The following is a 13,449-nucleotide window of genomic DNA, read 5'->3' on the forward strand; positions in this document are numbered from 1 at the left end:
GACGAAAGACCGGCCTGCCGCGGCGCACCCGCCGCACCACAGAACCGTCGCTCTGCACGGGGCGTCCGCCTGCCACCCGCGGGGCACATGACCCCTTGGGGAACCCCTGGGCCGCTGCGCCATTCAAGGGAGCGGAGGTGGCCGCATGGATCGGTTTGAAGCTCTCGATGCGTGGCGCGGCATTTGCGCCCTTCTGGTGGTGTTGTTCCACTTCTGCTTCGTGTTCGTCTCGCCGCTCACCGACGTGCGGCTGGTCTCGAACGCCTATCTGCTGGTGGATTTCTTCTTTGTCCTCAGCGGCTTCGTGGTCTGCCACGCCTATGGGCACCGGCTCGGCTCGCTGGCCTCCTGGCGCAGCTTCGTGGTGCGTCGCCTGGGGCGCCTGTGGCCGCTTCATGCGGCGATGCTGGCGGCCTTCGTCACCTTCATCGGGCTGGTCAACCTCGTGCCACATCCCGGACGGTTCGATCTGACCGTGCTGCCGAGCGAATACTCCCTTGTCTCCATTCCCATCCATCTGGCGCTGCTGAACGCGGCGAACCTCCATGGCATGTCGTGGAATGCGCCGAGCTGGAGCATCGGGGCGGAATTCTACACCTACCTGCTGTTCGGCGCGGTGGTGGTGCTGGCCGCGCGCCGGCTGTGGGCGGCAGCGCTTCTGCTTTCCTTCGCCGGCATTGCCGTGCTCGCCCTCGCGTCGCCCACCTACATGAACTCGACGGCCGATTTCGGCCTCTTCCGCTGCGTCGCCGGCTTTTTCCTGGGCGTGGCCGCCTATCAGCTGCATGCGCGCATCGGCCCCGCGCGGCTGCCGGCGGCGAGCGTCGTGGAGGTGCTGGCGGTGGCGGCGGTGGCGGGCTTCGTTGTGGCGGCCGGCCATGGCCCGGACCAGGTGGCGCCCCTAAGCCTTGCCGCGCCGCTGGTCTTTGCCGGGGCGGTGCTGGTGTTCGCCCGCCAAGGAGGAGCTGTCTCCCGCCTGCTGCTGGCCAAGCCTTTCGCCCGTCTCGGGGCGTGGTCCTATTCCATCTATATGACGCACCAATGGGTGCTGATGGTCGCCGCCTTCCTCGCCTGGGCGATGGCGGGCTTCCTCGGGGTGAATCTCGAGCGTCGGGTGATGGTGGAGGGGCACGCCAAGGCCCTCTACGACCTCGGCGGCATGCCCGCGAGCCTTGCCCTGTTGGCGGCCATCCTCGCCGCCGTGCTGGCCCTTTCCGCCTTCACCCACGCCCGCATCGAGCGGCCGGCGCAGGCGCATTTCAACCGCATGGCGGCGCGGATGGAGCGCGGCATGGAGGTGCGCCGCGCCTACCGGCTGGCCCGTCAGCGGCCCGACAACCGAGCCTCCAGGGCCTCGTAGAGGGGATTGTCGGAAGCAAAGACATATTCGATGGCCCCCACCGTCACCATGCTCGCCCCGTGGGCGCGCAGGAAAGTGGCGAGCCCATGCAAGGTGTCCGGCGGGCAATGCAGGGTCAGCATGCCCGAGGAGGTGGGCCCGCCGAACGGCGCGACGCAGCGGAAATCCGCCACCGCCCGCTCCACGAGGCTGGCATCGCATTGCTCGAAGCGCGTGCGCACCTCGCGCATGGTGCGGGCCCGCCGTTCCGCCGCCATGCGGTCGAACATGGCGCGGGCCGCCGCGCGGGCGCCCATGGTCCAGGGCGCGGTGAGGGAAGCGACGAGATTGGCCTCCGAGCGCAAGATGACGCCGTCGTCCACCACCTTCAGCGCGTTCGCCGCAAGGGTGGCGCCCGTGGTGGTGATGTCGACGATCAGCTCCGCCGAGCCGGCGGCGGGTGTGCCCTCGGTGGCGCCGGCGCTCTCCACGATCCGATAGTCCACGATGCCGTGGCGGGCGAAGAAGGCGCGGGTGAGGTTCACATATTTCGTGGCCACCCGGATCCGGCGCCCGGTGCGGCCATGGAAATGGCTGGCCACGTCGTCGAGGTCATCCATGGTGGACACATCGATCCAGGCCTGGGGCACCGCCACCACCACATTGGCGTGACCAAAGCCCAGCTTCTGCAGCAGCGTCACGCGGGTCTCGGCCTGGGGTATGTTCTCCCGCACCAGGTCCTCGCCGGTCACGCCCACATGGGCGGAGCCGGACGCGAGCGCGCCGGCAATCTCCGAGGCGGAGAGATAGGCCACCTCGACGTCGGCGACCCCGCCTAGCGCGCCGCGATAGTCGCGGGCGCCCCGCGCCTGAAGCAGGGGCATGCCGGCGCGGGAGAAGAAATTCTGCACATTTTCCTGAAGCCGGCCCTTGGAGGGCACGGCGAGGATCAAGGTCTCGCTCATCAGCGCGCCTCCAGGTTCGCGAGCCGTTCCACCCACACGGCAAATCCCACCGCCGGCACGCTCCGCCCGGCACCGATGCGCGCCAGCAGCGGATCGTAGCGTCCTCCCGCCACCAGGGGACCGGAGGCCCGGCCCTGCGGATCATCCAGCTCGAACACCATGCCGCTATAATAGTCCATGGGCCGGCCGAAGGCGGTGGAGAAGGCGATGTCGGCGGGCTCGATGCCGTGCACGGTGAAGAAGCCGGTGCGGCGGTCGAACACGTCGAGGGCGGCGGAAAGGTCGATGCCCGCATCGGCCGACAATGCCCGCAGCGCAGCCGAGGCGCTGTCAGGGTCACCGGCAATGCCGAAATAGCGGGTCAGGATCATGGAGGTCTCGGCGGGAATGCCCTCGCCCGCATCCAGCGTCGCCTGTTCCAGGAAGCGCTCGGCGATCTCGGAGACGGAGCGGCCGCCCACCGTATTGATCCCGGCGATGGACAGGAGATCGGTGATAAGCGCCCGGGCGCCTTCCGGGTCGCTGCCGGCGAGCGCGTTCAGCACGCCGCTCGGCACCGTCCCGCCATTGGCACGGGGCGCGCCGAGGCGAGAGAGGTCGGCATCCAGCCGGCTCTGGCCGAAATCCTTGATGAGGCGGCGCTTCCAGGCCGGGGCGAGGGGCAGCGCCTCCAAAAGCGCCGAAAACAGGCCGAGATCGCCCAGCCGGATCTTGGGGGCGGGCAAGCCATAAAGCGCGCAGGCTTCAAGGCCCAGCGCCAGGATGTCCGCATCCGCCGCCTCGGCATCCGTGCGGCCGAAGGATTCCACCCCCGCCTGCCGGAACTCGCCGGAGGCCTCGCCCCGGAAGCGAAAGACCGGGCCGAGATAGCTCACCGCCGCCGGCAGCGGCAGCTTGCGGGCGATCACGTCGCGGGCGACGGGAATGGTCAGGTCCGGCCGCAGGCACAGTTCCCGCCCGTCCGCATCCACGGTCAGGAACAGACGGCGGCGGATGGATTCGCCCGACACGTCCAGGAATACGTCCGCCGGCTGGAGGATGGGCGGATCGCACGGCGCATAGCCGGCGGCGGCGAACCGCGCCAACAGGGCGTCGTCGAGCGCGCGGGTGTCGCGCGGGGGGAGGGGGCTCTGCGGCGCTTCGGCCATGGGATGTCTTCGCCCTGTGGGAGTGCACGTGCGGTTGGCGCGGCTTCTAGCAAAGGCAGCGCCCCGCCACCACCCCGGCCGGCGCGGGAGGGGGCTGCGCGGGACGGCTCCGGTCTCTCGCCGCATGGAGAGGGAGGGGCGATCAGGCTATGGTGCGCGCCGATTTGATTGGATTCGGCGGATGAACGTCCGCCCCTTTGAGGAGATGCCCATGGCTGAAACCCCCACTGCCCCCGCCAAGGCCGGCAAGGCTCCGGCCGTCGGCAGCCTCAGCTTCGAGGCGGCACTGGCCGAGCTGGAAGCCATCGTCCAGCGCCTGGAACGCGGCGATGTGCCCCTGGAGGAATCCATCGCCATCTATGAGCGCGGCGAAGCCCTCAAGAAGCGTTGCGATGCCCTGCTGAAGGACGCCGAGGCCCGCGTCGAGACCATCGTGCGCGATGCGGACGGTCGCCCGAGCGGCACCGCGCCCCTCGATCCCACCTGAGCGTCCCTGTCCCATTCCGGGACAGGAGAAGGGCTGCGGCCAGGCCAGAGCGGGAACAGGAGGGGAGCGAATCGCGGCCCTGTGGATATCCGCGCTTTGTTCCTGGCTGCCCACGGGTGGTTCAAAAGGAAAGCGGCGGGGCCAGCCTTCGCCGAACCCCGCCGCCAGATCCCGTCTCCCTCGGCGCAGGGAAGAATGGAACCGGCCCCGCCCTTAATCCTCGCCCACCACCTTTTGGCGATGGAGCACCGGCGGGCGGAACACCAGCAGCTTGTCGATGCGCCGGCCGTCCATGTCGACGATCTCGAAGCGCCAGCCATAGGCGTCGAACACCGCGCCCACGGACGGCAGTTCCTTGATGTGGGAGAGGGCAAAGCCGGCGATGGTGTGGAAGCCTCGGTCCGAGGGCAGTTCCACGTCGAGCACTTCGCGCAGTTCGTCCACCGGGGTCTCGCCCGAGATCAGGTAGGAGCCGTCCTGTCGGCGCACCACATGCACTTCGTCGGGGGAGTGCTCCTCGGAGATGGAGCCGGTGATGGCCACTAGAAGGTCATAGCCGGTCACCACGCCGACCATGTCGCCATACTCGTCCACCACGATGCCCATGGGCACGTCTGCGCCGCGCAGGATGCGCATGGCTTCCAGCGCCCCAACGGTTTCTACCACGAAGGGCACGGGCTGCACGAAGGCGCGCGGGTCCGGCGTCTCGCCCTGGAGGTAGGAATCCAGCAGGCGCTTGGCCTGGATGATGCCCACCGTCTCTTCCGGCGACTTGTCGCAGGCGGGCAGGCGGCTGTGGGGCGTCTGGAGCAAGGTGTCGCGGATTTCCTCGGCGCTGGCCGAGATGTCCACCCATTCCACATCCGGGCGCGGGGTCATGATGGCGGTGACCGGCCGGTCGGCCAGGCGCATCACGCCGGAGATCATGCGCCGTTCGGCGGGCTCGATGACGCCAGAATTCTCCGCCTCGGTGATGATGGCCCGGATTTCCTCGTCGGTGACGCCTTCCCCGCTACGGCCCTTCTCGCCCAGAAGGCGCAGTACCAGGCGGGTCGAGGCGTCCAGCAGCCAGACGGCGGGAGCTGCCACCTTGGACAGGCGCACCATCAAGGGCGCCATCACGCAGGCGAGCGCCTCGGGGTTCTGCAAGGCGAGGCGCTTGGGGATGAGCTCGCCGATGACCAGCGACACATAGGTGATGCCGCCCACCGCTAGTGCATAGCCCACGCCATCGGCGATCGCTTGGGTGAGACCGGCTTCCTGGAGCACGGCGGACAGATAGGCGCCGAGGCTGGCGCCGGAAAAGGCACCGGCCAGGATGCCGATGAGGGTGATGCCGATCTGGACGGTGGACAGGAATCGGCCTGGCTCCGCCCCGAGCAGGAGCGCGGCCTGGGCGCCCTTGTGGCCGCGATCCGCCCGATTCCGAAGGCGGGCGGGGCGGGCCGAGACGATGGACAATTCCGCTGCGGCAAGCACCGCATTGAGAAGAACGAGCAGGAGTACGATCAGGATTTCTAATATGGGCATGGCTTGAAGTGTGACCTGTGCCCTCTCTCCATATCACAAGCGAAGGGCAAAACGCGAAGCCCGACGCAGCGAAAACCGCGCCGGCGCTTGATCTTGACACTTTTGCGACGATGCCGGCTCCCGGTTTTCGGGCCGCGCACCCCCTGGCATGAAGGTCGGTCTGGCGTGTGGCGGGGTGCTCGAAAGGCGGCGGGAGGAACAAAACATTGCCCAAAGGGCGCATGGCGCTCTAGGAGAACGCCATCGGTTCATCCGGCTTCCGGCAGGCGTCCATGTCCTTCAACACGTTCGGTCACATGTTCCGGGTCACCACCTTCGGGGAGAGCCACGGGCCCGCGATCGGCTGCGTGGTGGACGGCTGCCCGCCCGGCCTGCGCTTCACCCTCGCCGAGATCCAGGCGGCGCTCGACCGCCGCCGGCCCGGCCAGTCGCGCTTCACCACCCAGCGCCGCGAGCCCGACGAGGTGCGCATCCTCTCCGGCGTGCTGGAGCAGGAGGAGGGCGTGCTGGTGACCACCGGCACGCCGGTGGCGCTCCAGATCGACAATGTGGACCAGCGTTCCAAGGACTATGCCAACATCGCCGGCAGCTACCGCCCCGGCCATGCCGACTATACCTATGATGCCAAGTATGGCCTGCGCGACCATCGCGGCGGCGGCCGCTCCTCGGCCCGCGAGACCGCCACCCGCGTCGCGGCCGGCGCGCTGGCCGCCAAGGTGCTGCCCGGCGTGACCGTGCGGGGCGCGCTGGTGCAGATCGGCGAGATCGCCATCAACCGCAGCCGCTGGGACTGGGACGAGGTCCCCAACAATCCCTTCTTCTGCCCGGATGCCGGGACCGTGCCGCTGTGGACCGAGTATCTGGACGGCATCCGCAAGAGCGGCTCCTCCGTCGGCGCGGTGGTGGAACTGGTGGCGGAGGGCGTCCCCGTGGGCCTCGGCGCGCCGCTTTATGGCAAGCTCGACGCCGACATCGCCTCCGCCCTCATGGGCATCAATGCGGTGAAGGGCGTGGAGATTGGCGAGGGCTTCAACGCCGCCCGCCTCACGGGCGAGGAAAATGCCGACGAGATGCGCCATGGCCCGGATGGGCCGGTCTTCCTGTCCAACCATGCGGGCGGCGTCCTGGGCGGCATTTCCACCGGCGCGCCGCTGGTGGCGCGCTTCGCGGTCAAGCCTACCTCGTCCATCCTCACCCCGCGCCGCTCGGTGGACCGCACGGGGGCCGAGACCGAGGTGATGACCAAGGGGCGCCATGACCCCTGCGTCGGCATTCGCGCCGTTCCCGTGGGCGAGGCCATGCTGTGGTGCGTGCTGGCCGACCATGTGCTGCGCCATCGCGGGCAGGTGGGAACCACGCCTCATTGGCCATTCGAGGTCTAATTTCAGTGTCGCTGAAATCTTCAAAATTTCATTGAGACTGAAATTCGCCTCTGCTAGCTTGCCGACATGAAGCTCGCGGACTGGCTCGTCAGCACCGGAACCAAGCGCAGTGCCTTCGCCCGGCAGGTGGGTCTGTCCCCCGCCAGCGTGACGGCCCTGTGCAACGATGCGCGCGCCTGGGTCTCCCGCGAGACGGCCGAGCGGATCGCGGAGGCAACGGGTCACGCTGTGACCCCCAACGACCTTCTCGGCCTGCCCGCTCCCCGCATCCGAGGTTTGCCCGTGACCGATACTGCCCAGTCCCGCGTCCAGTCCGCCATCGAGGCCATTGCCCGGGGAGACATCGTCGTCGTCACCGATGATGACGATCGTGAGAATGAAGGCGACCTGATCCTCGCCGCCTCGCTGACCACGCCGGAAAAGATGGCCTTCGTCATCCGCAACACGTCCGGCATCGTGTGCACGCCGCTGCCCCCTTCCGAGGCCAAGCGCCTGCGCCTTGAGCCCATGGTGGCCAACAATGATGCCCCCATGGGCACCGCCTTCACCGTCTCGGTGGACGTGAAGCACGGCACCACCACCGGCATCTCCGCCGAGGAGCGCACCAACACCGTGCGCGCCTTGGCCAATCCGAACATGGGCGCCGCCGATTTCGTGCGGCCCGGCCATGTCTTCCCGCTGATCGCCAAGGAAGGCGGCGTGCTCATGCGCTCCGGCCATACGGAAGCGGCGGTGGATCTGTGCCGCCTCGCCGGCCTGCCGCCCGTGGGCGTGATCGCCGAATTGGTCAATGACGACGGCACCGTCCAGCGCGGCCCGCAAGTCACCGCTTTCGCCGACAAGCACAATCTGGTGCGTATCTCGGTGGCCGACCTCATCGCCTATCGCCAAGCGCGCGAGAAGCTGGTCACCCGCTCGGCCGAATTCCCCGTTCCTACCGTTATCGGCGAGATGAAGGGCTTCTCCTTCCTCACCCCGTTCGAGTCCGTGAACCATCTGGCGGTGGTCTATGGCCGCATTGGCGATGGCGAGAATGTGCTGGTGCGCCTGCACCGGGCCGATCCCATCGGCGATGCCTTTGGCGGCGCCAAGTCGGTGCAGAAGGCTTTGGAGCGCATCAAGGCCGAGGGCCGGGGCGTCCTGGTCTATCTGCGCGACGGCACGGCGGGCGTGCCCGCCACCGCTGTGGGCGAGACCGGCAAGAGTGCCAGCGAAGCCGAGCGCGACCGCCATTGGCGCGAGATCGGCCTCGGCGCGCAGATCCTGCGGGACCTTGGGGTCGTTTCCATCCGCCTCCTCGCCTCCAAGACCCGCACCTATGTGGGCCTTGCCGGTTTCGGCATCGAGATCGTCGAGACCGAGACCCTGGAGGGCTGATGCCGTCTTTGTGAGGCCGCTGCGCGCCTTCGGGTGCGCGGCGGTGCGAACGCGGTCTTTTGCCGACGCGGCGTTGATGGCAGCATGGGGCATCCCGGCTGCCATCTTCGGAGGACGCCATGGCCTGGCGGTTCGCCCCTTCCCTTTGCCTCGCTTCCTTGCTCGTGGCGCTGCTGGGAGACGGCGCCGCCAAGGCGGCCCCCGCGGCCGACAATATGGTGGACGTGCAGTTGGTCCTCGCCGTCGACGTGTCCTATTCCATGGACCCCGACGAGCAGGCCCTCCAGCGGGAGGGCTATGCGTCTGCCCTGGTCTCCGATGAATTTCTGACCGCCCTCCGGCAAGGCCCCCGTGGCCGGATCGCGGCCACCTATGTGGAATGGGCCGGCGAGCGCGAGCAGAAGGTGGTGCTGGATTGGCGCATCATCGATGGCCCCGCCAGCGCCCGCGCCTTCTCAGATGCCATTCGCGCGGCGCCGCTGCGCCGGGTCTATCGCACCTCCATCTCCTCTGCCCTGCTCTTTTCCGCCAATCTCCTGAAGACCTCGGGCTACCGGGGCTTGCGCAATGTCATCGACGTGTCCGGCGACGGCGTGAACAACCAGGGGCCGCCGGTGGAGCGGGTGCGGGACGAAGTGGTGGCGCAGGGTATCACCATCAACGGCCTGCCCCTGCTGCTGAAGCGCAGCAGCAATTCGGCCATCGATATTCCCGACCTGGATGTCTATTACGAGGATTGCGTCATCGGCGGCGCCGGGGCGTTCGTGATCCCGGTGCGCGAGCAGGCGGAATTCGCCCGCGCCATCAAGACCAAGCTGATCCTGGAAGTGGCGGGGCTGCGGCCGCCGGAGGTGGCGCGTATCATCCCCGCCGTCAGCCCTCCGCGCATCTCCTGCCTCATCGGCGAGCGCCTGTGGCAGGAGCACTGGAACAATTAGGCGGATCTGCGGGGCGGCTCAGCGGGCGGCAGCCTTCGCGGACGCCAGCTCGTAGCACATGGTCAGGTGCATCTTGATGGTGGGCAAGGTCTCGGTCGCGAAGGCCCGCAGGACCGCATTGCTGCCGCCCTTGGCATAGCCGCCGAACAGACCCACCGCATCCATATGCGCCTGCGTCTGCGCGGCCACATAGGCGGCATCAAAGGCGGGGCCGGACTTGGCGGAGAGGTCGGCCATGATCTTCTCCAGGTCCGGCGTCAGTCCGGGCGCCGGGGTGATGCCCGCGTCCGCCTTGCCGAGCGCGGCGACGAAAGCCTCCCCGATGCGGGTGTGGTCGGCAATCATGTGCTGGGCGAAGGCCCGGATGGCGGGATTCTTGGTTTTCTCCAGGGCCAGCTTGCTGCTGGCGATCTCGAAGCCGTTGGCCGCCGCCGCCGTCTTCACGAACACCTCGGTCGAGGGCACGCGGGCCACCGCCACCAAGGCCTGGGGCGAGGGCCCCGGGGTATCCTGCGCTTGCGCGGGGAGGGACACACTCGCCACGGCGAGGATCAGCGCCACGCTCGCACTCTTCAAGCCACGCACGGAAGGCCCCTTCGATGATTTCTTTACGTTGGGCATTCTACAGCAACATTGGTTACGCGACAGCAGGGTCTGTCCGGCGTCCCCGGATGTTCCCTACCGCTCGAAAACCCCCACCAGTTCCACGTGGGGCGAATAGCGGAACTGGTCCACGGGTGTGACTTGGGAGAGGCGGAAGCCGCCGGCGGCAAGGAGCGCCGCATCGCGGGCGAAGGTCGCCGCCGAGCAGGACACATAGACGAGCCGGCCCACCTTGGCGCGGGCCAGTTCCCGCGCCTGCGCCTCCGCTCCCTGGCGGGGCGGGTCGATGACCACGGCGTCGAGCTTGGCCATTTCCTCCGGCAGGAGGGGGCGGCGGAACAGGTCGCGCGTCTCCGTGTCCACGGCCTTCAGGCCCGGCGTGCCCTGGGCGGCTCGCTTCAGGGCCGCGATGGCCGGGGCGTTGCTTTCCACCGCCAGAATGCGGGCGGTGGCAGCGAGGCGCAGCGCGAAGGTGCCCACGCCGCAGAACAGGTCCGCTACCCGCTTGGCGCCGCTGACGCCCACTTGGGCGAGCTGGGCAAGGCAGGCCTCGCCCTCGGCGGTGGCCTGAAGGAAGGATGCGGGCGGCAATTCCACCCGCGCCGTGCCCATGGTGAGGAAGGGCGCCGCGCGCTGCAGCACCAGTTCGCCATGGCGGGTGAGGCGCGCGAGCCCGAATCGCTCGGCAATGCCAGCCAGCTCCATGGCCAGCAGCGGGGGGAGGGGGCCGGAGCCGCGCACATCCACGTCGAGCCCGCTCTCGGTGGCCGTGACCTGCAGGTCCAGCGGCTTGTTGAGTGGCGCCAGCGCTTCGGCCAGGGCCTGCGAGGCCTCAAGCGCACGGGCAAGGCCGGGGGCAAGAACGGGGCAATGGGTGATGGCCACCATGGCGTGGGACCGACGCTCGGCGAACCCCACCACCGTGCGCGGTCCCTTCTGGCGGGCATGGAAGATGACCCGCCGGCGGCCGGCGCCGTGGGCGTCGATGAGGGGGGTCACCTCGGTGGCGATGCCCTCGCGCTCCAGCGCCTCCACCACGATCTGGCGCTTCCAGGCCTGGTAGGCGCCGGCTTCCCAATGCTGGAGCAGACAGCCGCCGCAAATGCCGAAGTGGGCGCATTCCGGCGCCACCCGCTCGGCGCTTGGCTCCAGGATGGAACTGACCTTCAGGCGGTCCTTCTCGCGCACGCCCTCCACCTTCTCGCCGGGCAGCACATAGGTGGCGAACAGGGGGCCATCGGGCGTCTGGGCGATGCCGTCGCCCTGCGCGCCCATGCGAGCGATCTCAACCTGCATCGGGCCTGCCTGCCTCTTCCCCTGGGTCATGGGCGCACGGCGCCCAGAAGAAATTCGCGATTGCCGTCGCCACCAGCAATGGGGGAGGGGACAAGGCCCACCACGCGCCAGCCGTGCTCCTCTATCAGGCCTTGGATGCGGGCGCACACCTCGGCGTGCACGCAGGGGTCGCGCACGATGCCCTTCTTCACATGGGCGGGCCCCGCCTCGAACTGGGGCTTGACCAGCACGGCCAGCCGGGCACCGGGCCCCGCCAGCGGCAAGGCGGGGGGCAGAACCAGGGAAAGGGAGATGAAGCTGACATCCGCCACCACCAGGTCCACCGGCTCCGGGATGAGCGCGGGGGTGAGGCTGCGGGCATCGGTGCCTTCCAGGAGCCGAACCTCGGGCCGGTCGCGCAGGCGGGGGTGAAACTGGTCGTGGCCCACATCCACGGCATAGACTCGCCGGGCGCCTCGCCGCAGCAGCACATCGGTGAAGCCGCCGGTGGATGCGCCGAGATCCAGCGCCACCTGGGCTGCCGGATCGATACCGAATGCATCAAGGGCTGCCGCCAGCTTCAGCCCGCCGCGTGAGACATAGGGGTGCAGGTCCGTGGCCGCGAGGGGCGCGTTCGTGTCCACCATGTCGGAGGGCTTGTCCACCACACGCCCGGCGACGCTGACGCCACCGGCCAGGATGGCGGCCTGGGCGCGGGCGCGGCTGTCAAACAATCCCCGCGCCACCAGCAGCTTGTCGATCCGCTCCCGCCCCATTTCCTGACTGTCCCACCGTCTCGTTTGTCGGGCTCCATCGCCCAGGGGAGGGCAAGGATGCAACACTTTTGAGCGATGTGTGCAGCGCGGTTGCAAGGTCCGCTCCAGCATCAGGGCTGAACATGTTGGGAAACATAAGGTTTTGTTCGCAGTAGCTACCGGGGTGAGGGATCTCATGCCACAGGTGCCCCCGCGTTCCGAGTCGACGCGGCTAGGGCGTTGAAATAATAAAGAAAGAGGTTTGCCTCTTCGGGAGCGCGACAGGATTGTGCGGTGCTCTCCCGCAGCGCACGGGGCCGGTCTCTCGTCTTTCCTCAATTGGGGGGGCGAGCACCCGGTCTGTGCGGGAATGCGTGCCGTGGCTCCTGCCTGCTTGTGGTGGGCTCCCGTCCGGTGCGCAGGCGCAGCCTCTGCCGTTTGCGCGCCCAAGCCATGCCATGCTCCGGCCGCAAGGTCGCGATGGGAGACGAGATGCGTTTTAAGGTCCTTGTTCTTCCCTTCGTGGCGGTGGCGCTCGCCCTGCTGCCCGGCATTTGCGCGGTCGATGCCGCCACGGCCCCGGCCAAGCCCAAGCCCGCGAAGCCCGCCACGCCGCCGGACCCGCGCGTCTGGTCCATGGCCAAGGGCGAGGATACCTTTGTCCTGCGCTACGGGTTGCCGCGCGATGCCGACCCCTCCTTTGCCGCCACCTGCCAGCCCTCCGCCAATCTGTTGCAGATCGCGGTGGAGGTGAAGAGCAAGAAGATCGGCTCGGGGGACGGTGTGCCGCTAGCCTTGTCCAACGGCCGGCGCCGGCTGGAACTGGCGGCCACCGCTTTTCTGGGTTCGCAGGATGGCGACCTGGTGGTGGAGGCGGCGGTGAGCCTGAATGCCCGGGTGTTCGACCTGTTCCGCGATGGCGATACGCTGGCCATCAAGCTGCCCGGGGAAACCCAGTCCCTGCCGCTGGCCGGGGCGCGGACGCGTCTGGCCGACTTCGAGCGGGCCTGCCTCGCCCGGCGCTGAGGTGCAGGCTTCTTGCCCGCCCGTGCCGCGCCGATGGCATTTTTTGATGCGGCCGCGGGGGTTCTTTTTCTTTTTACAAGTCTCGCTATGATCGCGCGCCTGCCTTCATGGAGCACATCATGTATCGCGCAGTTCTGGCGCTTTCCGTCCTTGCGGTCTCGGCTCTGCCGGCGGCAGCACAGGTCAAGCTGAATTGGACCACCACCGAGACGGACAACGGCGCCACCCTGGCCTTCGGCACCGAAGACAATAGCGCACTGCTTTTCGTGTGCGAGCGCGGCAAGGCGCTGGCTCTGGTCAATGTTTCGGGCGCCAAGGGCCTGAAGGCGGATGATCCGGCCAAGATCGTCTTCACCGCCGGCAAGCTCAAGAAGGAGCTGACCGGCAAGGCGGTGGCCAATGACGACACCTCCTCCATAGATGTGGAGGCCGGGGCCAAGCTGGACGATCTGAAGGCGCTGCTCGCCAGCGGCAAGACCCTGACCCTAGAGGTGAAGGGGGCCAAGCAGCAGATCGCCCTGACCGGCGCGCCGGAGGCCTATGGCCAGTTCGAGGCCGCCTGCAAATAGGCTCGACCCCCGAGGCCGGTAAGCCTGCCTTCCAAGGGGGCGGCGGCGCGGCCGT

At 68.4% G+C, this 13,449-nt stretch carries 13 protein-coding genes; 7 read left to right on the forward strand and 6 right to left on the reverse strand.

Going from position 1 to position 13,449, the window contains the following annotated elements; translation table 11 throughout:
• Nucleotides 1–145 precede the first annotated feature (145 nt).
• Nucleotides 146–1,360, forward strand: a complete 1,215-nt coding sequence (locus ACT54L_RS14205; RefSeq protein ID WP_476086270.1) for an acyltransferase family protein — start codon at nucleotides 146–148, stop codon at nucleotides 1,358–1,360.
• Here the strand turns inward: ACT54L_RS14205 and hisG are convergent.
• Nucleotides 1,324–2,304, reverse strand: a complete 981-nt coding sequence (gene hisG, locus ACT54L_RS14210; protein ID WP_476086271.1) for an ATP phosphoribosyltransferase — start codon at nucleotides 2,302–2,304, stop codon at nucleotides 1,324–1,326. The two genes, ACT54L_RS14205 and hisG, sit on opposite strands and share 37 nt — an antisense overlap.
• On the reverse strand, nucleotides 2,304–3,452 hold the full coding sequence (locus ACT54L_RS14215) for an ATP phosphoribosyltransferase regulatory subunit (protein WP_476086272.1): 1,149 nt from the start codon (nucleotides 3,450–3,452) through the stop codon (nucleotides 2,304–2,306). The genes hisG and ACT54L_RS14215 overlap by 1 nt, the downstream gene beginning before the upstream one ends.
• A gap of 211 nt (nucleotides 3,453–3,663) precedes the next feature.
• On the opposite strand from ACT54L_RS14215, the gene ACT54L_RS14220 reads away from it, so the two are divergent.
• Complete coding sequence (locus ACT54L_RS14220; protein ID WP_476086273.1) at nucleotides 3,664–3,939, forward strand: exodeoxyribonuclease VII small subunit; 276 nt, start codon at nucleotides 3,664–3,666, stop codon at nucleotides 3,937–3,939.
• 213 nt (nucleotides 3,940–4,152) lie between these two features.
• On the opposite strand, the gene ACT54L_RS14225 is transcribed toward ACT54L_RS14220, so the two are convergent.
• On the reverse strand, nucleotides 4,153–5,469 hold the full coding sequence (locus tag ACT54L_RS14225) for a hemolysin family protein (RefSeq protein ID WP_476086274.1): 1,317 nt from the start codon (nucleotides 5,467–5,469) through the stop codon (nucleotides 4,153–4,155).
• 272 nt (nucleotides 5,470–5,741) lie between these two features.
• Between ACT54L_RS14225 and aroC the strand changes: the two genes are divergently transcribed.
• The 3 genes from aroC (at nucleotide 5,742) to ACT54L_RS14240 (ending at nucleotide 9,166) form a co-directional block, all read left to right on the forward strand.
• Entirely contained in the window at nucleotides 5,742–6,851 is a 1,110-nt protein-coding gene (aroC, locus tag ACT54L_RS14230) for a chorismate synthase (RefSeq protein ID WP_476086275.1), read from the forward strand.
• Between the two features lie 66 nt (nucleotides 6,852–6,917).
• A complete protein-coding gene (gene ribB / locus ACT54L_RS14235) occupies nucleotides 6,918–8,228 on the forward strand; it encodes a 3,4-dihydroxy-2-butanone-4-phosphate synthase (protein ID WP_476086276.1) in 1,311 nt (436 codons plus the stop codon).
• Between the two features lie 119 nt (nucleotides 8,229–8,347).
• A complete protein-coding gene (locus ACT54L_RS14240) occupies nucleotides 8,348–9,166 on the forward strand; it encodes a DUF1194 domain-containing protein (protein ID WP_476086277.1) in 819 nt (272 codons plus the stop codon).
• Between the two features lie 18 nt (nucleotides 9,167–9,184).
• Here the strand turns inward: ACT54L_RS14240 and ACT54L_RS14245 are convergent, their stop codons facing one another.
• The 3 genes from ACT54L_RS14245 to ACT54L_RS14255 form a co-directional block, all read right to left on the reverse strand.
• Nucleotides 9,185–9,751: a DUF4142 domain-containing protein gene (locus tag ACT54L_RS14245; RefSeq protein ID WP_476086278.1), complete on the reverse strand. Its 567-nt coding sequence runs from the start codon at nucleotides 9,749–9,751 to the stop codon at nucleotides 9,185–9,187.
• Between the two features lie 93 nt (nucleotides 9,752–9,844).
• On the reverse strand, nucleotides 9,845–11,065 hold the full coding sequence (locus ACT54L_RS14250; RefSeq protein WP_476086279.1) for a class I SAM-dependent RNA methyltransferase: 1,221 nt from the start codon (nucleotides 11,063–11,065) through the stop codon (nucleotides 9,845–9,847).
• A 26-nt stretch (nucleotides 11,066–11,091) separates the two neighbouring features.
• Nucleotides 11,092–11,820: a TlyA family RNA methyltransferase gene (locus ACT54L_RS14255; RefSeq protein ID WP_476086280.1), complete on the reverse strand. Its 729-nt coding sequence runs from the start codon at nucleotides 11,818–11,820 to the stop codon at nucleotides 11,092–11,094.
• A 471-nt stretch (nucleotides 11,821–12,291) separates the two neighbouring features.
• Between ACT54L_RS14255 and ACT54L_RS14260 the strand changes: the two genes are divergently transcribed.
• Together ACT54L_RS14260 and ACT54L_RS14265 are read left to right on the forward strand one after the other, a co-directional pair.
• Nucleotides 12,292–12,825 carry a hypothetical protein gene (locus ACT54L_RS14260; protein ID WP_476086281.1) on the forward strand — a complete coding sequence of 178 codons (534 nt, stop codon included), beginning with the start codon at nucleotides 12,292–12,294 and terminating at the stop codon, nucleotides 12,823–12,825.
• Between the two features lie 119 nt (nucleotides 12,826–12,944).
• Entirely contained in the window at nucleotides 12,945–13,394 is a 450-nt protein-coding gene (locus ACT54L_RS14265; RefSeq protein ID WP_476086282.1) for a hypothetical protein, read from the forward strand.
• Nucleotides 13,395–13,449: the final 55 nt, after the last annotated feature.

It is taken from the genome of Aquabacter sp. DMC10 (assembly GCF_056314145.1).